The 24,236-nt window shown below is 34.5% G+C and carries 26 protein-coding genes; all 26 read right to left on the reverse strand.

All coding sequences use genetic code 11. The features are described 5' to 3' along the window. Positions 1-9: 9 nt before the first annotated feature. Positions 10-429 carry an ankyrin repeat domain-containing protein gene (locus CAB05_RS13690; protein ID WP_158093272.1) on the reverse strand — a complete coding sequence of 140 codons (420 nt, stop codon included), beginning with the start codon at positions 427-429 and terminating at the stop codon, positions 10-12. Between the two features lie 17 nt (positions 430-446). Next, positions 447-1,430, reverse strand: a complete 984-nt coding sequence (locus CAB05_RS13695) for a FecCD family ABC transporter permease (protein ID WP_235821494.1) — start codon at positions 1,428-1,430, stop codon at positions 447-449. Further along, positions 1,420-2,409 (reverse strand): FecCD family ABC transporter permease, encoded by a 990-nt coding sequence (locus CAB05_RS13700; RefSeq protein ID WP_235821496.1) that lies wholly within the window; start codon positions 2,407-2,409, stop codon positions 1,420-1,422. The genes CAB05_RS13695 and CAB05_RS13700 overlap by 11 nt, the downstream gene beginning before the upstream one ends. 20 nt (positions 2,410-2,429) lie before the next feature. Next, positions 2,430-3,365: an ABC transporter substrate-binding protein gene (locus CAB05_RS13705; RefSeq protein ID WP_088000668.1), complete on the reverse strand. Its 936-nt coding sequence runs from the start codon at positions 3,363-3,365 to the stop codon at positions 2,430-2,432. A 294-nt stretch (positions 3,366-3,659) separates the two neighbouring features. Beyond that, positions 3,660-4,070: an NUDIX hydrolase gene (locus tag CAB05_RS13710; RefSeq protein WP_088000670.1), complete on the reverse strand. Its 411-nt coding sequence runs from the start codon at positions 4,068-4,070 to the stop codon at positions 3,660-3,662. Positions 4,071-4,084: 14 nt separating this feature from the next. Next, complete coding sequence (locus CAB05_RS13715) at positions 4,085-4,678, reverse strand: histidine phosphatase family protein (RefSeq protein WP_088000672.1); 594 nt, start codon at positions 4,676-4,678, stop codon at positions 4,085-4,087. 384 nt (positions 4,679-5,062) lie between these two features. After that, on the reverse strand, positions 5,063-5,305 hold the full coding sequence (locus CAB05_RS13720) for a hypothetical protein (protein WP_088000674.1): 243 nt from the start codon (positions 5,303-5,305) through the stop codon (positions 5,063-5,065). Between the two features lie 116 nt (positions 5,306-5,421). Next, positions 5,422-6,435, reverse strand: a complete 1,014-nt coding sequence (locus CAB05_RS13725; protein WP_088000676.1) for a S66 family peptidase — start codon at positions 6,433-6,435, stop codon at positions 5,422-5,424. Between the two features lie 352 nt (positions 6,436-6,787). Then, entirely contained in the window at positions 6,788-7,930 is a 1,143-nt protein-coding gene (gene nagA / locus CAB05_RS13735; RefSeq protein WP_088000680.1) for an N-acetylglucosamine-6-phosphate deacetylase, read from the reverse strand. Positions 7,931-8,010: 80 nt separating this feature from the next. Continuing rightward, positions 8,011-8,946: an ROK family protein gene (locus CAB05_RS13740; RefSeq protein WP_158093273.1), complete on the reverse strand. Its 936-nt coding sequence runs from the start codon at positions 8,944-8,946 to the stop codon at positions 8,011-8,013. Position 8,947: 1 nt separating this feature from the next. Further along, positions 8,948-9,883 carry a 1-phosphofructokinase gene (gene pfkB / locus CAB05_RS13745; protein WP_088000684.1) on the reverse strand — a complete coding sequence of 312 codons (936 nt, stop codon included), beginning with the start codon at positions 9,881-9,883 and terminating at the stop codon, positions 8,948-8,950. Between the two features lie 4 nt (positions 9,884-9,887). Continuing rightward, positions 9,888-10,739 (reverse strand): tagatose-bisphosphate aldolase subunit GatY, encoded by an 852-nt coding sequence (gene gatY / locus CAB05_RS13750; RefSeq protein WP_088000686.1) that lies wholly within the window; start codon positions 10,737-10,739, stop codon positions 9,888-9,890. Then, on the reverse strand, positions 10,736-11,947 hold the full coding sequence (locus CAB05_RS13755) for an SIS domain-containing protein (RefSeq protein ID WP_088000689.1): 1,212 nt from the start codon (positions 11,945-11,947) through the stop codon (positions 10,736-10,738). The genes gatY and CAB05_RS13755 overlap by 4 nt, the downstream gene beginning before the upstream one ends. Before the next feature lie 67 nt (positions 11,948-12,014). Continuing rightward, a complete protein-coding gene (locus CAB05_RS13760) occupies positions 12,015-12,734 on the reverse strand; it encodes a GntR family transcriptional regulator (RefSeq protein WP_088000691.1) in 720 nt (239 codons plus the stop codon). A 100-nt stretch (positions 12,735-12,834) separates the two neighbouring features. After that, on the reverse strand, positions 12,835-14,100 hold the full coding sequence (locus tag CAB05_RS13765) for a Gfo/Idh/MocA family protein (protein ID WP_088000693.1): 1,266 nt from the start codon (positions 14,098-14,100) through the stop codon (positions 12,835-12,837). 28 nt (positions 14,101-14,128) lie between these two features. Continuing rightward, entirely contained in the window at positions 14,129-14,887 is a 759-nt protein-coding gene (locus tag CAB05_RS13770) for a carbohydrate ABC transporter permease (RefSeq protein ID WP_088001692.1), read from the reverse strand. Positions 14,888-14,976: 89 nt separating this feature from the next. Continuing rightward, positions 14,977-15,879, reverse strand: coding sequence for a carbohydrate ABC transporter permease (locus CAB05_RS13775; protein WP_371870405.1), 903 nt, complete (start codon positions 15,877-15,879; stop codon positions 14,977-14,979). Between the two features lie 107 nt (positions 15,880-15,986). Next, positions 15,987-17,231 (reverse strand): ABC transporter substrate-binding protein, encoded by a 1,245-nt coding sequence (locus tag CAB05_RS13780; protein ID WP_088000698.1) that lies wholly within the window; start codon positions 17,229-17,231, stop codon positions 15,987-15,989. 411 nt (positions 17,232-17,642) lie between these two features. Beyond that, on the reverse strand, positions 17,643-18,212 hold the full coding sequence (locus CAB05_RS13785) for a manganese catalase family protein (protein WP_088000701.1): 570 nt from the start codon (positions 18,210-18,212) through the stop codon (positions 17,643-17,645). Positions 18,213-18,227: 15 nt separating this feature from the next. Further along, positions 18,228-18,491: a spore coat protein CotJB gene (locus CAB05_RS13790; RefSeq protein ID WP_088000703.1), complete on the reverse strand. Its 264-nt coding sequence runs from the start codon at positions 18,489-18,491 to the stop codon at positions 18,228-18,230. Between the two features lie 5 nt (positions 18,492-18,496). Continuing rightward, the gene (locus CAB05_RS13795) at positions 18,497-18,742 is read right to left on the reverse strand and encodes a spore coat associated protein CotJA (RefSeq protein ID WP_088000705.1); all 246 of its coding nucleotides are present in this window, start codon (positions 18,740-18,742) and stop codon (positions 18,497-18,499) included. 80 nt (positions 18,743-18,822) lie between these two features. After that, a complete protein-coding gene (locus CAB05_RS13800) occupies positions 18,823-20,301 on the reverse strand; it encodes a flavin monoamine oxidase family protein (RefSeq protein WP_088000707.1) in 1,479 nt (492 codons plus the stop codon). Between the two features lie 217 nt (positions 20,302-20,518). After that, positions 20,519-20,929, reverse strand: a complete 411-nt coding sequence (locus CAB05_RS13805; RefSeq protein WP_088000710.1) for a hypothetical protein — start codon at positions 20,927-20,929, stop codon at positions 20,519-20,521. Between the two features lie 137 nt (positions 20,930-21,066). Continuing rightward, positions 21,067-21,210, reverse strand: a complete 144-nt coding sequence (locus tag CAB05_RS22155; protein WP_158093274.1) for a hypothetical protein — start codon at positions 21,208-21,210, stop codon at positions 21,067-21,069. Between the two features lie 137 nt (positions 21,211-21,347). Continuing rightward, the gene (locus CAB05_RS13810; protein ID WP_088000712.1) at positions 21,348-22,325 is read right to left on the reverse strand and encodes a ring-cleaving dioxygenase; all 978 of its coding nucleotides are present in this window, start codon (positions 22,323-22,325) and stop codon (positions 21,348-21,350) included. Between the two features lie 336 nt (positions 22,326-22,661). Further along, the gene (locus CAB05_RS13815) at positions 22,662-24,236 is read right to left on the reverse strand and encodes a histidine kinase N-terminal 7TM domain-containing diguanylate cyclase (RefSeq protein WP_088000715.1); all 1,575 of its coding nucleotides are present in this window, start codon (positions 24,234-24,236) and stop codon (positions 22,662-22,664) included.

Here is a 24,236-nt window from a genome sequence, read left to right on the forward strand (position 1 = left end):
TTTATCCTCCTATTTTGCTCCATGCTCTTTTAATAGTTCTACAATTTCTTTATTGTCATTTTCAATTGCCATGGCAAGAGGGGTAATTCCTAGGTCGTCTTGAATATTTGGGTCAGCTCCGGCCTCAACCAATAATTTTGTTATTTCAACTTCACCGTATTGAACTGAAATAATTAAAGGTGTATTTCCTAAATCGTCCTTTTTATTTGGATCTGCATCTTTTGAAAGAAGTTCTTTTACTTTCTTTGAATCGCCGTTTGAAATTGCATCCATTAGAGCTTCTACTGAATTTTGGTTATCTTTTTTAACTTCATTTTGTTGATCTTTATTTTTGTCACCATTAAATGTTGACGGTCTTTCACCCGAGCAACCAGTTAGAACTATTAATAATAATGTAATTACTCCGATTACTATATTTTTTTTGTACAAAATTCTCATCCATTCTTTTATAGTCTTGATTTTTTAAGCAAATATAGGAAATAGGGAGCACCTATTAATGCTGTAACTACACCAACTGGTATTTCAATCGGTGCCAAAATTGTCCGACCAATTAAATCACTAACAATGGCGAGTATTGCACCTAATAAAGCACTGATTGGTAACACCCATCTATGATCATTTCCTACTAAAAGTCTACTTAGGTGAGGAATGACTAATCCAATAAATCCGATTGGTCCAGAAACAGCTACCGCACTACCAGCTAATACAACTGTAATGATTAATAGAAAGATTCTACTTCTCTGAACTGACACACCTAAACTCGTTGCAATATCGTCACCAAGTTGAATTGCGTTAATACGCGCAGACATCATGATTGTAATGATAATTCCAATAATAGACCATGGAAGAATCATCATTACATGCTCCCATCCTCTACCCCAGAAGCTTCCTGCTAGCCAAACGATTGATGCTTCAATTTTTTTTGACGCAAATACAATCATCCCTGTTGTAGCAGCTTGAAATAATGCATCAATTGCGATACCTGCCAATGCAAATCTTTCTTTACTAATACCATTCTTCCAAGCTACTAAATATACTAAAACGCCAGCTATGGCTGAGCCGACAAACGCAGCAAGTGGTAAATATGCAATTGGTAGAGAAGGAATAAAAAACATAGATAGCACTGCTATAAAACTAGCTCCTGCAGTTATTCCAATAATATTTGGTGCCGCCAATGGATTTTGTGTAACTGCTTGTAAAAGTGTCCCAGCTATTGCCAAGTTCATTCCGACAAATACCCCAATTAATGTTCGAGGTAATCTATACTCCCAAATAATGATGCTTTCAACAGAATCATTTGGGTGAATAAGAGCTTGAAAAGACTTCATAAATGGAATTTTAATATCACCAAATTCTACACTTAATGGAATCAGTAGGATTGTAGCCAATAAAAACATGATTAATAGAATAGCAGGTTTCTTATTTTGCATGACGATCTCCCTGCTTTCTAACTAAATAAAGGAAATATGGACAGCCGATTGCAGCTGTAAAAATTCCAACTGGCAATTCGATAGGCTGTACGATTGTTCTTGCTAGTAAATCTCCTGCTAATAATATGCATCCTCCAGTTAAAGCACTAAAAGGAATGAGATTTTTATGGTCTGGCCCTAAAATCTTCCTAACTAAATGCGGAACGATTAAACCGATAAAACCTATGCTACCTGCTACTGAAACAGAGCTCCCTGCAAGTACAACAACTAGTATCGCCATTGTAATTTTTAATAGACCTACCTTAACACCTAACCCTTTAGCCATATCATCACCAAGTTCTAGTAGGTTCATTTTTGAAGAAAGAGCCAGTGCCACAAATAAACCAATAATTGACCAAGGTGCTATTAACATTAAATGAGACCAAGTTAAGCCATTTAGCCCTCCAACTAGCCAGGTATAGACCGAAGCTGCATCTTCCCCGAGAAGAATTAAAATTCCGACAGTAATTGCATGTAAAAATGCACTTACAGCAACTCCAGCTAGTGTTAACCTAACTGGAGAAACATTTCCTTTCATGCTCAAGGTATATACTACAGCTCCTCCAAGGGCTGCACCAATAAATACTAATGGAGAGAACCATATATAAGGTAGACTGACTAAGAAATACTCAATGATTACAACCATTGTAGCTGCACCAGCTGTAATTCCTAATAGTTTTGGTTCTGCAAGCGGATTTTTTGTCATACTTTGCATTAATGCCCCACTCACGGCAAGATTTGCACCAATTAAAAATGCCATAATTGCTCTTGGCAATCGTAAATCCCAAATAATTGTTCTTGCTTTTGAACCATCATCTGACATCAAAACTTCTACTATTCTATTAAACGGCACATTTACAGTTCCATACATTAGAGAAACAATTACAAGTGAAGTACAAATGAAAAGCAATACTAAGAAAAAAAGATATTTTTTATGCACTTATTTGCTTCCTTTCAAGTTTAGTAGCGTGAAAGGATACTAGTTGCTTCCTTAACAATTAATTTTGCAGCTAATGGACCACGGCTACGAGACCAAAGATCACGATTTACTTGTACAACATGTTTATTTTTAACCGCTTTTAATTTTGGCCAAATTGGATTTTTAGAAACATCTTTTAAATCACTTTTACCAGGATCTACATATGCAACAATTAAATCTGGATCAATTGAAAGAATTTTTTCTAAATTAACTGTTTGAAAGTCTGAATACTCTCCACCACGTTCTTTATAAGCATAATTTGCTTTTAATGCAGTAAAAATAGTTCCTGAAAAAGAATTATCTTGCCAAACATTTATTCCACTTTTATTAACAAAAAATCCAAGTACGTCGATATTTTTGTCTTTTAATTTAGCTTTTGATTTATTTAATTCACTGTCAAACGAATTTACAAATGCTTTAGCTTGTGCTTTTTTCCCCATAATATCTCCTAGAGTCATTAATTGACTCATAGATTCCTTATAGCTGTTTGCTCTAAATCCAACAACTGGAGATATTTTTTGAAGTTTTGAAAGGATTGCTTTATGAAATTCATAATCTTGATCGATAATAATTAGATCTGGTTTTAAAGCTGTAATTCTTTCTAGACTTGGCGCACTTAATGTACCAACTGATTGAACACCTTTCAGTTTATTTTTTAAGTATACAGGTGTTGAGTTTGAATTCGAAATTGTATATCCAACAGGTTTAACGCCTAAAGTTAATACAGCATCAGTACCTGCCATGCTTAATGTAACAATTTTTTTAGGAATTCCTTTTAAAGTAACAACCCCTAATTCAGTTTTAAATTTTCGAGTTTTTGTTGCAGCATCAGCTGTATTCCCACTAAATGCTGAAGTAAATAATAAAATGAATGATAGCAATACAGTAAGTAATGTTGTCTGTTTTTTATGTAACATTTATTTTTCCTCCGTTTATATATATTGATAACGATAACCATTCTCAGTATAATGCTTGAATATTTAGACAGTCAATATATTTTTGTAAATATTTTGAAATATCATGTAGATTTATGTAATAATTTTAATCAATTCGTAATAGATTTGTTAAAAATCATTTCTTATTCTACTAAAGGGAACTACAAAAAAGAGCCTCAAATTGCTTGAGACTCTTTGTGAAGTACTTTTTGGCTATTTAAAAAGGGAAGTGACTGATTTCCGATTCAGGATGCTCTCCTTCTACAGGGCGGAAAGTTAGCCTTGGAATGTATATGGTACAGATGACTCTAATAAGCTTTTTATTCCTAGTTTATGAAACGGCATTAATTGATCTGCTGTTTCAATATCTATCCATTTAATTTGTAATATCTCATCAGGATATTTAATAGAAATATCACCGCCAATTATCTTTGCAGAAAAAGTAATTAATAAAGCATGATGATCCCTTTCTGGGAAAAACGCTTCATTAATAGCGACTACATTATCTACTTCTACCTCTAATCCTGTTTCCTCTAAAGTTTCCCTAACAGCTGCTTGTTTTAACGTTTCGTTTGGCTCCACTGCACCACCAGGCAATGTCCAAATTAGATTTTCATTTTGAACCATTAATACAGTATGATCATCTTCATTATAAATAAGAGAATAAACGACATTCACATTCTTCATTTTACTGTCTCCTTTTAGGATTTTTTAATATGATTTGTATCATTTAAAAAGCGAATATATCTACCTTTTTCATTTATCTCTATAAGGTGAATACCTGAATCACCTGTATAAAATCCAAATTCAGTCTCGATTGGCATTTTTAAAAAGGAGTGTAAAAGATTATTTATTACACCACCATGTGCAACGATGGCAATTCTTTTATAGGAACTTGATTGCACAATTATTCTGGAGAAGATTATTTCCATTCTCATTCGAAATTCAATATGTGACTCTCCATTTTCCACACTTTCATGAGGGTATTTTGGGATTGGTATCTTTTTCGCTTCTTCAAAAGATAAGCCTGCTAAAACACCATTATTATGTTCCATTAAATCATCTTCAAAATGTAATTCACTGCCTATTTCTTCTGCAAGAATAATAGCAGTCTCTTTCGCCCTCTTTAAAGTACTCGACCAAATTAATTCAGGAGCAAAATCGTTATGTACTCTTTTTGACATTTTTTGAACTTGTTTTATTCCTAATTCAGTTAACGAAAAATCTGCTCGCCCTTCATGAACATTTAAGATATCAGCCTCGGATTGTCCATGACGAATTAGTAATATTTCCATGCTTCCCCACCCTCTCATTTAAAGATTATTTTGAGACACGGAAAAACATTATAACACCAAATACTAAATTATCATATATTTCTGTCATCTTTAGTAAGATTCTTTCTAGAATTCCTGTTGTTAATCTTTATGAAGCATACTTTTTTTACATAAACAGTTGGAGCGGAAGGTGCTCGACTCCTGTGGGAGTAGCGGGACAGGTGAGATCCCAAAGAAACGTATGCGATGAGGAGGCTTTAGCGCACGCCCCACGGAAAGCGAGCATCCTGGAGTGGAAATTAACACAACACTTTTTTTAATAGGAAATATTAAAAATAATAACAAAGATTTAATTTTAATAACAAAAACGATTCTAATCATTAGAACCGTTCTTCAAAGTATCCTTTATTTTTCTATATGTCTCTCATACACTAAATACGAATACAATCGATATAAAATTGGAAACACCATAAAAACAGCTAAAAAGATCATCGTATCCTCTTTAATAAAAAAACTAACAATCAAAACGATTAAGGCAAAAAAAGCGAGTATATTACCTGAAAATCCATTAACTGGTTGATTATTTAAAAATAATGTCTTAACACCTTTTAAATCCTTTGCATAGCAATCTTCATGATATGGAATCACTTCAAAAAATATTGTTGCGGTTACTAAATCATCTCTTACTTTTATCTCTTTTAAACACTTATCACAATAGATTTGCTTCAGAAGAATCTCTCCTTATTAAATAATAAGCCAAGCTTTTATTTAAAATATTGAATCACTTTCCCTTTGCCTTCATCAACTTCTATCTCAGCAAAAGCACCATTGATGAAAGTAATTTGTGGAGGTTCATGACCACAATCAATATCAAATACAACTGGGATACCTAACTCTTCACTAAGTTCATTGTAAACATCTTCTATCATGTAATTTTCTACTGGTTGATTTGCTGAACTACGTCCGAATAAAATTCCTGAACAATTCTCAAACCAACCTGCTAATTTCATCTGTACCAAGGATCTTCGTAAGTCTGTTGTATTTAAATCACAGTTTTCTAAATACCAAATAACTGCCTCATCTGGTATGAATTTTTCTTTAAATGCTTGAACATCTCCATATGGAGTTCCAATTAAATGTCTAATAATATCAATACAACCACCAAGTAAACGGCCTTGAATCGTTTCTTTTTTATGGGAAACTGTTTTCCAATATGTTTCCTCAGTTAAATGAAAGACACATGGAGAAGGATCAGCATGATTCCATTCTTTTTGGTATCGTTCAGAAGAGTATTGTGTAATAACACCTTCACTTTTTGTTGATAAAACAGATTCCCACATCGCTGTCGTATCATCAGCAAATTCGCCTCTTAAATCTAATAAGTTGGTACCATGTGCAGTAGCCATACCTGTTTTCAATGTAATTGCTAAAAGAATGCTACTCGTATCGGAATAGCCTAATATCCACTTTTCTTTTACATGATCGTAATCTATAAGATGAATCATCTCAATTGCTAATTCTCCACCCCAAGGCGGAATAATCATATCAATATCATCATTTTTCATCATTTGATTAAACTCAATTGCCCTTTTTTCAGCAATGGCTGATTTAGCTTTATCTTGAGTCCAAACCGTATCACCACAAATTACTTTGTAGCCATAGTCTTCCATCCGACGACAAGCTTGCTTAAATATATTATGTAAATCTAACGGTACTCCAGATGATGGAGCTGTTACACCAATCGTTGAATTCTTCTCAAAAAACGGATATTTAATCATATGATCACCTATTTGCTTTTAGTTGATTCTATTAAAATCTAATTCTATAAACAAGACTTTTTTGTGATTTTTAGAAAAAAATACCTATTTATTGGTTCTACGATTCCTTATCGAAAGGCTCTGTTAAAAAAGAAATGTTTGTTGATTTCCGTTTCAGGATGCTCGCTTTCCATGGGGCGTGAGCTGAGCCTCCTTGGTCCACACGATGTGGACCATGCATGCGTTACGACAGGACGTCGTGTTTTTAGCATGCCTACCTTACTTGGGAGGGGTCTCACCCTTCCCGCTACTCCCATAGGAGTCTCCTTAATTATTTAATTAATTACTAGTCAAACTCCGCTTTATTATTGGATCAGTCACTATAAACGATTTCTCCATTCACAAACGTAACTTTAACGTTTAATTCTTGGTCTATTAGAACAATGTTTGCTTTTTTCCCACTCTCTAAGCTACCTACTTCATGGTCAATTTTTAGCAGTTTTGCTTGGTTAAGACTGACCATAGGTAAAATCCTTTCAAGTGGAATTTCCAAAACATCTTTTACATTTTTGAGACATTCCATTAAATTAGTTGTACTCCCAGCCAAAGAACCTGTTTCTACTGTCCTTGCAATTTTATTTTCTACTTTTACCGCTAAAGTTCCAAGGGAATATTGACCATCTGGTAAATCAGCTGCGGCCATGGAGTCGCTAATTAATAATATGTGGTCATTCCCTTTAGACTTATAAAGTAGCTTTATTGCACCAGGATGAACATGCTGCAAATCAGCAATACACTCACAATAACAATGATCATTCGTAAGGACTGCTCCAACGCAACCCGGATCACGATGATTAAATCCTCTCATTCCATTATAAGTATGAACAGCGATCCTTGCTCCCTGTTCAATTGCCTTATTTGTTATATCAAAGTCCGCATTCGTATGACCAATCGAAACATGAATTCCTTTTTCTGTTAAAAACCGTATTGCGTCAATTGCTAGTTTTTTTTCAGGAGCAATTGTCATTACTTTAATTGTATTGTTTGAAGCTTCAATTAACTCAGTCAACTCACTCAAAGAAAGTTCTCGCATAAATTTAATTGGATGTGCTCCACGATATTCTGGTGTAATATAAGGACCCTCCACATAAGAACCAATGATTTCCGCACCACTTGTTTGCCCAATTACTTCACTAACAATCTTTACAGCGTTCTTAATCTTTTCAAAATCATGGGTTAGCGTTGTTGGCAAAAATCCAGTTACCCCATGTCGGACAAGCGAAGTAGACATTTCTTGCAAAGAATGAATACTTCCATCCATTGTGTCATTGCCCGCAAGTCCATGAATATGAAGATCAATCATGCCTGGAATCGCTGCATATCCTGAGAAGTCCAAAATCTCACAAGAAGGCTTTTTTGTTGTAATGTCCATTATTTTTCCATTTTCAATTAATATATAACCGGTATCGATGACTTGTTGCTGTGTATAAACTTCTTTCGCCTTAATCGCTATCATTGCATTGCCTCCCATCTATAAAAGCATCTTACAGACTAAAGGCAACACCACAAGCGATGCTGCCTTTGTACTGATCCGAATTAAACTTGTAAGTGGCTAAATTTTTTTAATGTTAGGTAACATGCCCCATACAATCCCGCATCATTTCCTAAAGTTGAAGGAAATACTAAATCCTTCTGGTTATGGTAAATAGGCATCATTTCCTTCTTAATCACGATGTTGATATCTTGTATAAATTGTTCAGTTTGTTCAGCAATACCGCCGCCGATTATGATCGCCTCTGGATTAAGTAGATGTACTATATTTACCAAGCCTATACTTATATAAGAAATAAATCTCTTATATACCATTGAAGCAACTGGATCTTTTTCATTTACCAACTGGAGAATTTGTTCACCAGAAACATTTTCCAATATGACCCCTTGTTTCTTTTTTTCCTCAATATAATCATTTACAAAAGCAGACGTAGCAGCATAGCGTTCATAGCAGCCTCTTCGACCACATCCGCAAGTCCGTCCATTTGCGACAATAACCGTATGACCTAATTCACCAGCTAATTGATGGGATCCATTAACAATATTCCCGTCTATAATAATCGAGCTACCTATTCCAGTTCCTAGTGTTAAAAACACCACGTTTTGCTTCCCTTGAATGGCACCCTTCCACATTTCACCTAAACAAGCGCTTTTCACATCGTTTTCAACGACTACTGGTAATTCAATTGACTTAAACAAAGTTTCAGCTAATTTCATTCCAGAATAGCCTGGTAAATTATTAGAAAAGAGAATTTCACCCTTTTCATGATTAACAAGACCACAAGAGGAAATTCCGATTCCAGTTATTGCAAAATCATTTTGAAGTAATTTTACCTTCTCAATAATCAGTTCAGGAAGTAACGTTTGAATATCATGTTTAGGAGTTAGTGCTTTATCTTTAAACATCATTTGACCTTTTTGATTGATTAGACCATATTTGATAAATGTACCACCGATATCAAAACAAATAATATAATCCAACCTATACACCCCCTGTTAATTCCTTCACCTCGATGAAGTTCAAATAGTAATGTACTTGCGATAAATCAATTTCTCCTGTTCTCTCAGATGCTGCATTTGACATTCCGCAGGCACATGCCCACTTGAGTACTTCTTCAATTGAATAATCCTTCGCATGGGCGTATGTGAATCCGGCGAGCATACTATCTCCTGAACCTACTTGATGAACTGACGTCAAGGTCGGAATATTTGCCTGAAGAACTCTGCCACTACTTATTAATAGTGCACCTTGTTTTCCTAATGAAAGAAGGACGAATTTTATTCCCTTCTGACAAATGGCCCGAGCATGTAGAATCATATCCTCTAAGGTAGCATCCTTTTTTCCAATCAACTTACAAAGTTCTTCCCTATTAGGTTTTATTAAAAAGGGATTACCTTGAATTCCCTTTTCTAATGCCTCATTGCTTGTATCTAAAAGCAAGTACTTCCCTTTTTGTTTCGCCTTCGCTGCCAGCTGTCGATAAAAATCCGACGACAATCCACTTGGCAGACTGCCAGAAACTACAATGTATTGATTAGTATCAAGGATCCTATCAAAATTCTTCAAAAACTCTTCTCTTTCATTTTCCTCTATCAAAGGACCTTGTTCAAGAATTTCTGTATGACCTTCGCTTGATTCAATTGCTAAACAAAATCTTGTGTTACCCTGGATTGGTACAAATTGATTGTTCAATCCCCATTTTGGAAATTGATCAGCGATCCATTCACCGCTTTTTCCTCCTAGAAATCCTGTGCAGGTTACCTTAATTCCTAATTGTGATAATACACGAGAAACGTTTAATCCCTTTCCTCCTGCAGTTTTATCCACTATGGAAACACGGTTCACCTCATCCAACTGAAAAACTGGAAGATTGTATCGAATATCTATGGCTGGGTTTAATGTTACAGTTGCAATCATTCTACTAACCTCGATTCACGCTACCACACATTTTGATTTTATCTGCAACGACTTTTTTCATTTCAATAACTGCTTCTTGAAAATAATATCTTGGGTCATTTGCATCTGGGTGTTCATGTAAATATCCACGTAGTCCTTTTACGAAAGCCATTTTTAATTCAGTAGCAATATTTACTTTGCAGATTCCTCTCTCAATCGTTCTTTGAACTAGGTCATCTGGCAAACCTGAAGCGCCATGGAGAACAAGCGGAATATTAACTTCCCTTTGAATGGCTGCTAATCGATCGATATCTAATTTTGGTTCCCCTTTATAAAGTCCGTGAGCAGTACCAATTGCGACAGCCAGTGAATCGATTCCAGTTCGAGAAACAAACTCCTGAGCCTGCATCGGATTAGTATAAATCTGATCCCTTTCATCCACTTCTAAGTCATCTTCTATCCCACTAAGTCTGCCAAGCTCCGCTTCAACTGCTACGCCAAATGGAGCTGCATACTCCACAACTTCATGCACGATTCTAACATTTTCCTCAAAGTCATAATGCGATGCATCTATCATGACAGATGAAATGCCCATTTGGATCAAAGTCTTAATATCCTCCACTTTTTCATGATGATCGAGGTGGAAACAGATTGGAATATCGTAACTTTTTTTAGAGGCTTCCATCATACCAATTAAAAAATCCTGACCAATGTAGCGCACAGTACTTGGTGTAACAGCGATCATAACTGGGGATCGTAGCTCTTGTGCAGTTTCTAAAACAGTTTTCATCGTTTCTAAGTTATGAATATTAAAAGCTGGTACTGCGTAGCCCTTTGACTGTGCATCTAATAGAATCGCACTTCTTGAAGTAATCATGATAAATCTCCTCCATTTTTCGAATCTTTAGCATAAGGGTGGATGGTAACGCCTTTCACAACTCTATTAACAACGCCTGATGGAGATGGATTATCTGGAGAAAATCCAAGATTAATAGATTTATACATAGCAAATGTTTGAGCATATAAGATGTATGGGAAAGTAAGTAAAATATCATTATTTATCTTCGGAAGATCCACATGATAGAAAAGATCACAATGATTTACAGACATTTCATCCTTAATGGAGGATATCGCCACAACCTTTCCCCGATCTGTTTCTCGATAGATTTCTTCTAAAATATCCAAATCGTATTGTCTTGTATATGAGTGACTTGATAGGAACACAAATACAATTGTTTCTTTATCTAAAATTGATTTTGGACCATGACGGAAACCTAAGGATGTATCAAAGGTAGATGGAATCGTTCCACCTGTTAGTTCCAATAATTTTAATGAAGCTTCTCTTGCTAACCCTTCAAATACACCAGACCCTAAATAAACAACCTTTGAAAATGTTGAGGTAGCTAGTTCTTTTACACTTTTTTCACTTTCACTGATAATGGAATTTCCTGCTTGAACAAGATCATCAAGCGTTTTCTCCAATGTATGAATATGTTTAACATGAGATAGAAGTAAAACAGATAGAAGCATAGTTGTAAAACTACTTGTCATCGCAAAGCCTTGGTCATTTGCTTCTGTTGGCATATAAATGACTAAGTGATTTGAATCATTTTTCTTTTTCTCAGCTAAAAGTCCATCTGGATTACATGTAAAAATAATGCCGTAAAAATCTTTTATGATTTGCTCTCCTAAGTTAACCGCCGCTAAACTCTCTGGGCTATTTCCAGAACGCGCAAAGGAAATCATAATTGTTGGAAAGTTTTCATCTAAAAACGAATCGGGATTTGAAACAATATTCGTTGTAGCAATACTTTCTACCACTATTTTTTTGTTATTCACGATTCCTTTTAGATGCGGAAGGATGGTATCACCTACAAAAGCTGAAGTTCCAGCACCAGTCAAAATGATACGTAATTGATCATGCTGATTTTTAATACTTGTTAAAAATGAAAGAATCCGTTCTCTATGATATAAAATAATTTCCTTTGTCTCGTTCCATAATCTAGGCTGCTGGGCTATTTCCTTTGCTGTATGGCTGGCACCTACATTCATTCTCTCGAATTCACTTGATTTTAATAGCTCCATTTTTTTCCTCCTATCAAACAGTTAATGTCGTCATTACCAGTTAAATTGAAATAGATACATAAAGTATCTATTTCAGTTCTACTGTATAAGTAAATTTGTCACCTCTAGCAATAGAAATCGTGTATTCAATCACTTTGCTTTGGTCATAGGTAATACGTTTTAACATAAGACATGGCGCACCTTCATTTATGTTTAACATGTCTGATTCAACATTATTTGCACTAACTGCCATAAAGCTCTCCAATGCTCTAGAAATTTTCACATTATACTGGGAACGAAAAATTTCATACATTGGTGTCTTCTCTAATTCCTGACTAGAAAGATTTTTAAAATCTTTGACTGGAACATACGATGTTTCGTATAACATTGGATCCTGGTCAGCAAGCCTTAACCGAACAATCTTAAATACTTCTTCTTCAACCGGTAGATCCATGACTTTTGCAATTTTATTATCACAAAATACTTTCTCAAATGAAACGACCTGAGTGGTTGGAAGTTTTCCGACTTTTTTCATCTCTTCTGTAAAACTATAAAACTTAACAAGACTTTGATTATGGGTTTTTGGTGAGACATACGTTCCTTTACCATGAACCTTATAAATAAACCCTTGTTTTTCCAATTCCTGCATTGTTTGCCTAACAGTTGTCCGGCTCACTCGGTAGGAATCACATAATTCTCGTTCAGATGGAAGTTGATCATTTTCAACAAGTTCACCTGATTCGATTTTTTCTAATAAAATGTCCATTAATTGATAATACAGAGGAAGTCGAGAATCCTTTTCTACCATGATATGCTCCTTTAGGTGGTATCTTTGTCATAACCAGTTATTAATAAGTATATTATACATAATATTGAAAAAGTTACCACATTTTGCAGCAGTAGATTTTTTATAAAACTTCCTCTTTTATCTCTTTCAAATTTTCCACATATTCTTTTAATGATACGATTGCACCTGTAACTCTTGATTCCTCAGCTGCATAGGCAATCATGTGACTTTGCGCAGAAACAATTGCGGATGTTAAACTACTATTACTTTTCTGTTTTACACTATGAATAAAGTCCGCCATTATACTTGTATCTGCACCCATATGCCCTCCATCTACTGTTTCAGGATGGATCATTTCTTTTTTCCCTGAAAAATAATTGATTTCAAGCTCATTTTTTGCATCATTTCCATTAATTTCGCCTTTTGTACCCATGATTTTAAAGTTTCGGAAAGTTTCCTTTGTAAAAGCAGTCATGGTGAAGGCAACTGTCACATCATTATCAAACAATAAATTAACTACTTGATGGTCAACTACATCATTATCACAATGATACACACAGCGACCATATGGACCTTCTTGAATCGCCTTTAATCTACTTTCAATACTTGAATCTGCCGAAATGACATTTGCTGGCCAAACATCACGATCGTGTAAATACCATTTAGCAGCTGAATATGGACATTCTTTTTCCACCTTGCATCCATCCAAACAGCGATATGTTGAGCCTTCTGGAGCATTTTCCTTTTTAAAATAAGATAAACTTCCGTAAGAAGAAACACTTTGACATTCCTTACCTATTAACCAGGCTAGCATATCCATATCATGACAGCTTTTTTGAAGGATCATCGGGCTTGATTCCCCTGAATTGCGCCAGTTACCACGAACAAAGCTATGTGCTTGATGAAAATATCCAACATTCTCATTCCATTGAATAGATACAATTTCTCCGATTGCTTTTTGATCAATGACTTCTTTTAATGCTTGATAAAATGGAGCATATCGCATCACATGACATACCGTTAATAATGTATTATGTTTGCTAGCTGCTTCGGCAATTTTTAATGTCTCATGTGGAACCGGTGACATTGGTTTCTCTAGTAAAATACTATATCCTTTTTCAATTGCTTTCATAACCGGTTTAAAATGGTTCCGATCTGGACTACATATTAAGAGTGCCTCACAAAGCTGTTCTTTTTCTAAAAGCTCCGTCCAATCTTCAAATCTCATATTCTCTGGAATATTATGTGTTTCAGCAAATTTCTCTCGCTTTTCTTTATTTGGTTCAGCTACCGCAATGAATTGAATTTCATGTGGATATTGAAGAGCATACGATCCGTATGCATAAAAACCCCTGCTTCCCGCTCCGATTAAAGCTGCTTTCATCATCAGTTTCCTCCTAGCTATATTAAATCCTTTATTTTCCGCCTGTTATGGCAATTCCTTCAATAAATTGCTTTTGCAGAATCATAAATAAGATAAGCATTGGTACGATTGCTAAAAAAGATCCTGCCATTAATACCGGATAGTTTGTTAAATATTGGCCTTGCAACGAAGACAAACCTACTGATAGAGTCATAGATTCTGGTGAACTATTAACAATCATAGGCCACATTAACTCATTCCAGCTCCAAAGAGTTGTAAAAATTCCTAAAGCAACTAAACCTGGTTTTGCTAGAGGTAGCATAACGCGCCAGTAAATTTGAAAATGATTACACCCATCCAATCTAGCAGCTTCTTCTAACTCCTTTGGAAGCCCCATAAAAAACTGACGTAATAAGAATGTGCCAAATGCACTAAATAAACCAGGAACTACCACGGCTTGTAAAGTGTTTAACCATCCTAATTTCACCATAATCATATATTGCGGTAGTAAAAAAACTTGCCCTGGTACCATTAAAACAGATAATGCTACTAAAAACAGAACATTTCTACCTGGAAATTCTATCCTCGCAAATGCATAGGCAGCTAGTGAGCATAAAAATAGTTGGCCAGCTGTCCGAAGAACAGTAACGATTAAGGTGTTAAGCATAAATTTGAAAAAAGGAAGTAATGTAAAAACTTCTTTATAGTTTTCCCATTGAAAATCCTTTGGAATGATTACAGGTGGAACATGAATTGACTCCGCATAAGTCTTTAATGAAGTGAGGAACATCCAAATAAAAGGTAGGACCATCGCAACGGCGCCGACTATTAGGATGATATGGATTAGTAGTGTTTTACTTGTAAAAAGCTGTCTCGTTTTTTCCAATGGTTACTCCTCCTTTAATCATAATGAACCCATTTTTTCTGTAAAACCATTTGAATCGCAGTAATGATGAGAATAATAATGAGTAATAGAACAGCGATTGCGGCTGCATAGCCTTTATCGTTTAACACGAATGCATGCTGATAAAATAAATACACAATTGATTGCGTTTTTTCCAATGCTGTACTGCCTTTTCCAATCATCATGAAAATTAAATCAAACACTTGAAATGCCCCAATAAAGGACATAATCGTAACGAAGAAAATGACTGGAGATAGTAATGGTAGGGTTATTTTAAAGAACACCTTGATTGGACCTGCACCATCAATTTCCGCTGCTTCGTAATACGTCTTCGGTATTCCCTGCAAACCTGATAAGAAAATGACTACGTTATAGCCAATTCCACTCCAAATTGCTACTACTATGATTGAATACAATGCAATTTTTGGATCACTTACCCATTGCGGACCCTTTATCCCGATAAGAGATAAAAGATAATTAAGTAGTCCATAATCTGAATTATAGAGCCATCTCCACACCATTGCGATTGCAGCTGGCATTGTAATCACCGGTAAAAAATATAACGTTCGATAAACGGATTTCCCCTTAATTTTCTGGTTTAAGAGAACAGCTACTAGAATCGAAAGGAAAATTCCAATTGGAACTGTAAATAAAATATAAATGCCAGTATTCTTGAATGACTGTAAAAGATTAGCATCATCTACCATTCGTTTATAGTTGTCTAACCCCGTCCACTCATACTGCCCAAATGCTCCCCATTCTGTAAAACTAAAGTAAATCGTTTGAAGTATTGGCCACAGGTAAAAAACCAATAAGCCTAGCATGGTAGGTGCAATCATCAGATACGCCCAAAAGAAATCAGAACGTTTTCTTGTTTTGCTTAAGTTTGGTACCTTCAATTTTCTTCTTTTCGCGTTTACTTCAACTTGTAGAGGAATTTCCTTCACTATACTCCCTCCTTTTAAGGAAAATAAAGAGAAGAAACTACTTCTCCTCTTCATTTTTTCTAGTTATTAGATAGTGCCTCATTTGCCTTTTTCGTTAACTCTTTTACAGCATCTTCTACACTTTCTTCCTCGCTCCAAGCCTTTTTCAAAATATCAGTTTCGTACTGCCAAATTTCCCCTGTATTTTCCACGCTTGGTAAAGGTACAGAATAATCAACACCATCAATAAATGCTTTAAGATTCAAATTTGGGACAGATTGTAACCAAGCATCTTGCGTACCATTGTAAGCAGGAATAACTGTTCCTGTTTTCGCATATACTTCCGCTGCTTCTTTAGAGCCTAAAAACTGTACAAACTTCCAAGCTGCTTCTTTATGCTTTGTATTCGCCGCAATAACATTAGATAATCCATGAATCGCAACAGCACGTTGCTTTCCTTTTGGTACAACCGCGACATTTAAGTCAGGATTTTTCTTATATTCTGGAACCATCCAAGGTCCATCAAACATCATAGCGATTTTACCTGAAGAGAATAGTTCAGAAGCCGCTGTTTCCGTCATTTGTGCTTGTGTTGGAGAAAGCCCGTCTTCAATAAAGCTAATATTATATTTTAATGCCTCGATCGCTTCAGGTTGATCAAATCCAACAGACTTACCATCCTCTGAGATAATATGACCTCCATTTTGCCAAATGAAATCATAATATCCACCTTGGTTACCCATTAAAGCAGCATAGCCCCAAATACCCTTATCTTTATTTGTTAGCTTAGTAGCTACTTCTTTTAACTTGTTCCAGTCCCAAGTATCATCTGGATACGGTACTCCTGCTTCATCAAAAATCTTTTTGTTATACCATAAACCTGTCGTATCAAAATCTTTAGGAATTCCATAAACTTCTTCATCAACTGTATAAAGATCAATTAATGACTTTGGATAATTATCAAAACTATAATCATCTTTTTTAGCCATGTCACTTAGTGGAAGAATGACTTTACCTTTTGCATATTGAACAACATGCGGACCATTCATCCATAACACATCGGGTAGCGCCCCACCTGTAGCAGCTGTTTCAAGCTTTTGGAAATACTGTGCATAAGGAGTCAGCTCAGTCTTCACTTTAATATCAGGATTTTTTTCATTAAATAATTTTATAATTTCTTCAATTGCAGGGACTTGCTTCTTATCCCAAAATCCATAAGTAATCTCGACTTTTCCATCACTTGATGTTTCATCACTAGAACTACATCCTGCTAACCCTAGTAATCCAAGCGCCAAGGTTAAAATCATGATAAGCCATTTTTTCATCTCTTTTCCCTTCCTTCTTCTGAAAGTTTAATAGATTTCCAACCTAATAAAACACATCTCATCATGATGTTATTACCAGTTGTATTGTAAAGGCTTTCAAAAATGTCTTACAGTAACTTCAATTTCAGTATATGGATCAGCACCTCCTAGTAGCATCATAGTAATGACGTCATTACCAGTTGATGATAGTATAACACCTCTTTTTCAAATCCAAAATACCTTTTCATCATTTTTATCTGAAAATTAAATCGACACAATTCATCATTATTCTCAATAACATACATTTGTCTTAGTTTAATGGCTTCTCTTTTATATGAAAATGAGACTTTATTATACTTGCGTTTTTTATTCTTTCACTTATGAAAAAAACCTCTAATGTCCCATAATACACTAGAGGTTTGTTATATATATTTAAAATATTTTTCTTTGCTGGCGATCGTCTTTTACGATTTCTACTGCTTCTCTGAATCTTTGTGAATGGATGATTTCACGCTCTCTTAAAAATCTTAAAGAGTCATTTAAATCCGGATCATCTGACATATCAATAATCCATTGATATGTAGCGCGTGCTTTTTCTTCAGCTGCAATATCCTCGTATAAATCTGCAATTGGATCTCCTTTTGCTTGGATATAAGCTGCAGTAAATGGAACACCGTCAGAATTGTGGTAGAACAAAGCGCTATCATGTGATGCATAGTGTGCATCTAACCCTGCTGCTTTCATTTGGTCAGGAGTAGCATCCTTTGTTAATTTATAAATCATCGTAGCAATCATTTCCAAATGTGCAAATTCTTCCGTACCAATATCAGTTAATAGTCCTATTACTTTGTCAGGTATTGTGTATCGTTGGTTTAAATATCTTAAAGCAGCAGCAAGCTCTCCATCTGCTCCACCATATTGTTCTACCAAAAATTTAGCTAACATTGGGTTGCAAGTACTTACTTTAACTGGATATTGTAATTTCTTTTCATAGATCCACATCTGATTCTCCTCCTTCTAAACTTGCCATGGCCATGGGCCTTTGCCCCAGCCCCAATTCTCGTCAGAGTAACTATTGCCATATTGAAAAAGTGGACCATACTTAGCTTCGAAATTAGATTGAATTTGTTTCTTATACTGTGCATACTGGTTAAATTGGTTAATTGCATTCGCATCATCTGGGTGAGTATCTAAGTATAAAGTCAATTCAACTAATACAAAATCAACTGCTTGTATTTCTTCTAATTCTTGATAGTATTCCGGCGGTAAGGAACTTGTCATCTTTTTTACCCCCTTGCTTTATAAGGATTGTCATAAAAATCATAGAAAACTTTCCAAAGTGTTCCTTTTTGCAATGCTTCCTTATAAGGAAATTGTTCTAAATTTGGTGGTTGGAATCCTAGATAAAGATGTGGTGGAGTTGAATAGTATTTCTGTCCAATTGGTGGACAAGGATCATTTGGTCCATGATAAACACTATATGCTTTAACTTGGGTAAACTGGAGATTATTATCTTTTTGATTATCGTTCAAAGTGATCACTCCTTTGAAAGTAAAAACATCAACTAATTCACTATATTCATAATTTATAAAATTAATGTGAAAGAAATGGGCTATTCATGAAATGACCTTTTATTTATCTCATAGGCAGCTCGTATACCTGATTCAACAGCTCCTTCAATCCAAGCAGGTGCTGTTGAGGTATGCTCTCCGGCAAAGTGAACTCTTCCTTCTGGCGTGTAAACATGAGGTGAGAGTTCTTTATTTTGTTCAGGTTTAAACATTGAAAATGCTCCACCAGAGTATGGATACAATGCCCAACTATGTGTGTAACCAGTAATATATTCTGTATACACTTGGTCGCCGTGTATCGTTGCCAAGTCTCTCAACGCATTCAAAATGCGATCTTGTTCTGACATACTATCCCAAATTAATGCATCATCTTCCCAAGTGTAACTAGCAAGTACTATTCCAGAACCATTCAATCCATTATGATTACTAGGATAATAAGCGAATCGAATTGGTAAATCCGTTGTAAGTTTCCCGCCAAGTATTCCTTCCTTCTCCCAAAACCTTGATTTAAATTGCAAACCTATCTTTGTAGAGGCTACATAATGGAGCTCTCGAATTGCTTTCCATTTACTATACGAAAATGAATCACGTGGGCACACTTCAATAAAGTTTAGCAAGGAGAACGGAATTGTCATAATCGCATAATCACCCGAAGTTTCAAAAGGAATATGGCTAGTATAATGATCTGAATGAATCGTAACTTGGTGATTTTCTTGCACGATTTTATTCACTTTTTGGCCAAAATATATATGTTTTTTTAATTTCTCATGAAATTTATGTGCCAATTTATCGTTTCCACCAGTAATTTCATAAAACTTAATCTCTTTCGTAAGCAAAACGATAAATTCTCTTAATATTGCTGTAAATGCAAGCTCTGGAAATCCCTCCAGCCCTACCAGCACTTTAACTTTTTCTACTGCTCCTGGAGAAAGAGGCTCGCCTACGGGGTTATAACGTAAAAAAGAGTCCATCGAATAATGATCTAACTCCTCAATGACTTTCTCCCAATTCTCTTCAGGATTTTGATTAATATAATCGATTACCGGTTTAATTGATCTTTCAATTAAAGAATCTACATTTATTCCTTTTTCATTTTCATTCACATGATACCCTAGCATATCTGGATTTTTTTCATACTTTTTTTGTATAGTTTTTATGCCATTCGCATAAATAACATCATCTGATTTACCATTAATAAATTCATTGATTTCTAGGCCGAATTTTTCTATATACGCCAAAACAAGATGATGGGTAGATGGTATTCTCATTGCACCTAGCTCAAGATATTGGTCATTAATAAATGGATTTCTTTTCGTGTAAATGCGTCCCCCTGCTCTCCCATTTGCTTCTAAAATAACAACATCATGACCAGCTTCCTCTAGTAAAGAAGCAGACACTAGCCCCGCAATCCCTGCCCCAACAATAACAATTCTTTTAGGATTGGTTGCTTTTTCTAAACCGTGTTGGATACAAGAAAGCATCTCTTCTTTTGACATAACCTTCTTAGATGTACGATTCATGTCTTCTCTCCTAAAAAAAAATTTAGTTCAAAAGAATCTTATTCACTAAAATATTTCAATAGAAGGTTTTTTTAAAATATTCATTAAAAATATTTACTTTTTCTAACAAAAACAAGGTGAATAATAAAAATTTATTACAACGCATATAAAAAGATGATTTTTTGAGAAATAAAATAGGCAATACCATATTGATACTGCCTTTCACCACTGGAAGGAGTTACTTATGAAAACTTGTTATAAAAATATAACCTAATATTACATTCGAAAGTACTGTCGCTTTTACTTGTAGAAGCTCCACCGCTACAGAATTCCATAACTGTAAAGAAGGTATGTTGTAATGTATATACGTATATCCAGAAAGATATAAAGCTGGAATCCCTAACACAATAAGCTTTGTTATATTAATATTCCAGCTCCCATTTTTCTTCCAATCAGCCAATAATTGTGGCAACCCAAGACATAAACCAATCGGAACATATAAAAATGATAATATTAATATATAGTCTGAGTAGTCATATGTCTCAGCTGCAATTTTCTGTATATGACTATTAATATATAAACAGCCTATTGTAACTCCGAACAATAAGATTAGAAACGCAATATATTTTAATGCTTTATAAAAAATCATATGATCCCTCCTTATACTATATTTATTTCTTGGTAGAGCTTGAAAGTACCTTTAAATGTGCTGCCTAAGTGAACTATAGAAACAAAAACACCTTTTGAGGACTCTTTCTCAAAAGGTGTTTTTCGTTATTACTTGTTTTATTCGGTTTCTTTTGTAGATAGTTCTTGTTTCAGTTCTTTATCTTTGATTTCAACATTTTCACTATTTTTCAGTTTTTTGATTACATCATCAATTGATTTTGCATTGGCATTTAAATAGTCTTCCTTCACTTTTTCTTTCATTTTCCCTCCTTTCATTCTTGATAAGTAGAATAATAAAGACCAATGGTGAAAATATGGTGAAAAAATTTCATTGTTCAAAAAACAAAAAAAAACACTCAAATATTAATGAGTGTTTTCTTTTTTATCTATTAAAGAGGTTATTCTTTTACAAATTCCTTCGTACTTCTAACAGTATCAATTGGACGAACCATACTTTCAATTTCAGTTCGTTTTGATTCTAAAAATGGAGGTAATGATAATTTTTCTCCTAGCGTTTCATAAGGTTCATCCCCCATGAATCCTGGGCCATCTGTTGCAAATTCAAATAAAATTTGTGGCGCAACTCTTACATATAATGATTCAAAGAAGTGACGATCTACATACCCAGAAGTTGGGAATTTGAAAGATTCGAAGCGTTTAATCCACTCTTCAAGAACAGATCGATCCTCTACACGGAATGCAGTGTGATGTACAGTTCCAAAACCTTGGATCGCTTGAGGTAAAATTGTATTATACTCAACGATTACTTGTGCACCATTTCCACCTTCTCCTACTTCGAATAAATGAACTGAACCGTCTTTATCAATCTCTTTAAATAACATAACTTTTTCTAGTACTTCTTTAAAATAGTCGAAATGGGCAGTTCGTACAAAGATCGGTCCTAATCCAGTAATCGCATACTCTAAAGGAATTGGTCCGTTTTGCCATGGTGTACCAGATTCAACACCTGTGTTGTCTTCATCTGATATTAATTGATATTGTTGATCATCAAAATCAACAAAAGATAAAGTCTTTTTACCAAATTGTGTTTTAATCCCAGTATGTTTTACTTCTAATCGATCAAAACGTTTTAACCAATATTCAATTGCTTCATCACTTGGTACACGGAATGACGTTTTTGAAATTTCGTTAGTTCCATGCACTCCTTTTGGAATACCTGGAAAATCAAAGAATGTCATATCTGTTCCTGCGCTACCTTTATCATCTGCAAAGAATAAATGGTATGTTTGAATATCATCTTGATTTACTGTTTTTTTAACTAATCTCATTCCTAATACATACGTAAAAAATTCGTAGTTTTTTTCTGCACTACTTGTAATGGCTGTTACATGATGGATTCCTTTTAAACCGTTCATATTTTTCCTCCTACTGAACATTACGTTCGATCCATTTATATTTTGTTTCATTATCCATACTTGAATACGGGTTGTAAAAAATATCTCGAATTCAAGATATCTTGAATTCGAGATAAATATATCATGAATCACTTTTTTCTGTCAAACAGTAATTTTAAACCATAACCTCTGTGAAAAAAGACGGTGATTTCACTACCCCATGTTGCTTGTTCCACAGACGTTGGTGAAACATTGCATTACGACAGTTCTTTGCGGACTTATATAAAGTCTATATCAAAAAAAGTACTACCGAATTCTAAAATGGTAGTACTTCTCTAATGATTAGTTCTATTTTAACTAATGTGAATATTCATGAACTTGTTCAAACATCTCAACACGATCCCTGCCACCATTCTTCGCAACATAAAGTGCCTGGTCTGCTTCTCTAATCAAAGATTGCATCGTTTTAATTTCGTCTCCGATCAAAAATTGCGTAGACGTTACCCCAAAACTTGACGTTACCTGTATTTCTTCATCATTTATGTTTGTCTTCCATTCAGCAATTTTCTCTCGAATATGATCAGCCATTTTATATGCTTCAAGAATATTTGTATTTGGCAAACAAATAACAAACTCCTCTCCGCCATATCGTCCTATAAGATCTGAACTCCTTAAATGATCTTTTGCTAATTTAGCAACACTCGATAATACAATATCTCCCACTTCATGACCAAAAGTATCATTAACATTTTTAAAATGATCTATGTCAAACATTACAACTGCAATATTCTCTCCCATAGCTTTTAGCTCATTATAAACCTCTTCATATCTATTCATAAAAAATGATTTATTAAATATTTGAGTTAATCCATCTATACTTGCTAGACGTTTTAATTTTTTTAGTAAATAGATCCTTTCCGTTATATTAGTGAAGGTAAGAATCTGTCCAACAGTGATGCCGTTTTTATTCAGAACTGGTGCAAAACGAATATTGTAATGGATGTTTTGGCTATTTATTAACAATTCACAATCACAAGATTGTCCTTTTTGAATTAGCTCAAATAAATAATGATGGTCACATAAAATGTCATCAATCGGTTTACCAATCATGTGTTTATTTAGAATAGGTAAAACATCCTTCATTGCATGATTATAGTCCACCACTCTATTATTTTGACTTAAAACGATTACACCGTCTTTCATACTTTCAAATACCGTATCTCTCGCTATTGGTGCTACATTAAACATTTGAAAAGTTAGCAGAGCTGAACCATGAAATAAAAAAGAAATACTCATAGAAACAGGACCTAAATCTATTCCATAAGGGCTTAATCCATTTAAATAGAAATGATTTGCAGCGATTGGCATGATCAAACCAGCTATCATCATAAATATTTGTATTTTAAACCGAAAAACAGCAGCTTTTCTTAAACGAACAAATAACATAATCATACTGATCATTAGACATAAAAATAGGAAAATTGAATGGACATAAAAAAATGGACCATACTCTAGTTTTACGATTGGAAAAGGAATTTCGCTATTTAAACTAAACGATTTGTAATATAAATGATGAAGATCATTTGTATCATGCATAAAGATTGTAACAATTGGGGGTATAAATAGAATATAGTAAATCCAATTCTTTAACCTGATTCCTATGTACTCTAAACACATCAACAAGATAAAAACTGGAATAAATGGCATTGCTAAATACTCAATCTTTAACCAAAATTTTATTTGTTCTAAAGACTTACTACACAACTCAAATACATACGAGTATGTAAAAATAGTAGATAAAATGGTTACAGCAATATATTGCTTCGCACCGGGCGCATTTTTTAGATTAAGATGAGCATATAACGATAAAAATAGACTTAATGAACCTGCAAATATAATAACCAACACATAAAATATTAATTCATGAGGCAT

The organism is Gottfriedia solisilvae (assembly GCF_002128405.1).
GTDB classification, from domain to species: domain Bacteria; phylum Bacillota; class Bacilli; order Bacillales; family Bacillaceae_G; genus Gottfriedia; species Gottfriedia solisilvae.

Coding starts and splice junctions, on each gene's coding strand:
- CAB05_RS13780 (WP_088000698.1), bottom strand. CDS start 17,231: ATGAAAAAATGGCTTATCATGATTTTAACCTTGGCGCTTGGATTACTA.
- pfkB (WP_088000684.1), bottom strand. CDS start 9,883: ATGATTGCAACTGTAACATTAAACCCAGCCATAGATATTCGATACAAT.
- CAB05_RS13710 (WP_088000670.1), bottom strand. CDS start 4,070: ATGAAGAATGTGAATGTCGTTTATTCTCTTATTTATAATGAAGATGAT.
- CAB05_RS13805 (WP_088000710.1), bottom strand. CDS start 20,929: ATGATTTTTTATAAAGCATTAAAATATATTGCGTTTCTAATCTTATTG.
- CAB05_RS13755 (WP_088000689.1), bottom strand. CDS start 11,947: ATGGAGCTATTAAAATCAAGTGAATTCGAGAGAATGAATGTAGGTGCC.
- CAB05_RS13725 (WP_088000676.1), bottom strand. CDS start 6,435: ATGATTAAATATCCGTTTTTTGAGAAGAATTCAACGATTGGTGTAACA.
- nagA (WP_088000680.1), bottom strand. CDS start 7,930: ATGATAGCGATTAAGGCGAAAGAAGTTTATACACAGCAACAAGTCATC.
- CAB05_RS13800 (WP_088000707.1), bottom strand. CDS start 20,301: ATGAATCGTACATCTAAGAAGGTTATGTCAAAAGAAGAGATGCTTTCT.
- CAB05_RS13760 (WP_088000691.1), bottom strand. CDS start 12,734: ATGGTAGAAAAGGATTCTCGACTTCCTCTGTATTATCAATTAATGGAC.
- gatY (WP_088000686.1), bottom strand. CDS start 10,739: ATGATTACTTCAAGAAGTGCGATTCTATTAGATGCACAGTCAAAGGGC.
- CAB05_RS13810 (WP_088000712.1), bottom strand. CDS start 22,325: ATGAACGGTTTAAAAGGAATCCATCATGTAACAGCCATTACAAGTAGT.
- CAB05_RS13770 (WP_088001692.1), bottom strand. CDS start 14,887: ATGGTCCTACCTTTTATTTGGATGTTCCTCACTTCATTAAAGACTTAT.
- CAB05_RS13785 (WP_088000701.1), bottom strand. CDS start 18,212: ATGTGGATCTATGAAAAGAAATTACAATATCCAGTTAAAGTAAGTACT.
- CAB05_RS13815 (WP_088000715.1), bottom strand. CDS start 24,236: ATGCCTCATGAATTAATATTTTATGTGTTGGTTATTATATTTGCAGGT.
- CAB05_RS13695 (WP_235821494.1), bottom strand. CDS start 1,430: ATGCAAAATAAGAAACCTGCTATTCTATTAATCATGTTTTTATTGGCT.
- CAB05_RS13705 (WP_088000668.1), bottom strand. CDS start 3,365: ATGTTACATAAAAAACAGACAACATTACTTACTGTATTGCTATCATTC.
- CAB05_RS13790 (WP_088000703.1), bottom strand. CDS start 18,491: ATGACAAGTTCCTTACCGCCGGAATACTATCAAGAATTAGAAGAAATA.
- CAB05_RS13765 (WP_088000693.1), bottom strand. CDS start 14,100: ATGATGAAAGCAGCTTTAATCGGAGCGGGAAGCAGGGGTTTTTATGCA.
- CAB05_RS13715 (WP_088000672.1), bottom strand. CDS start 4,678: ATGGAAATATTACTAATTCGTCATGGACAATCCGAGGCTGATATCTTA.
- CAB05_RS22155 (WP_158093274.1), bottom strand. CDS start 21,210: ATGAAAGAAAAAGTGAAGGAAGACTATTTAAATGCCAATGCAAAATCA.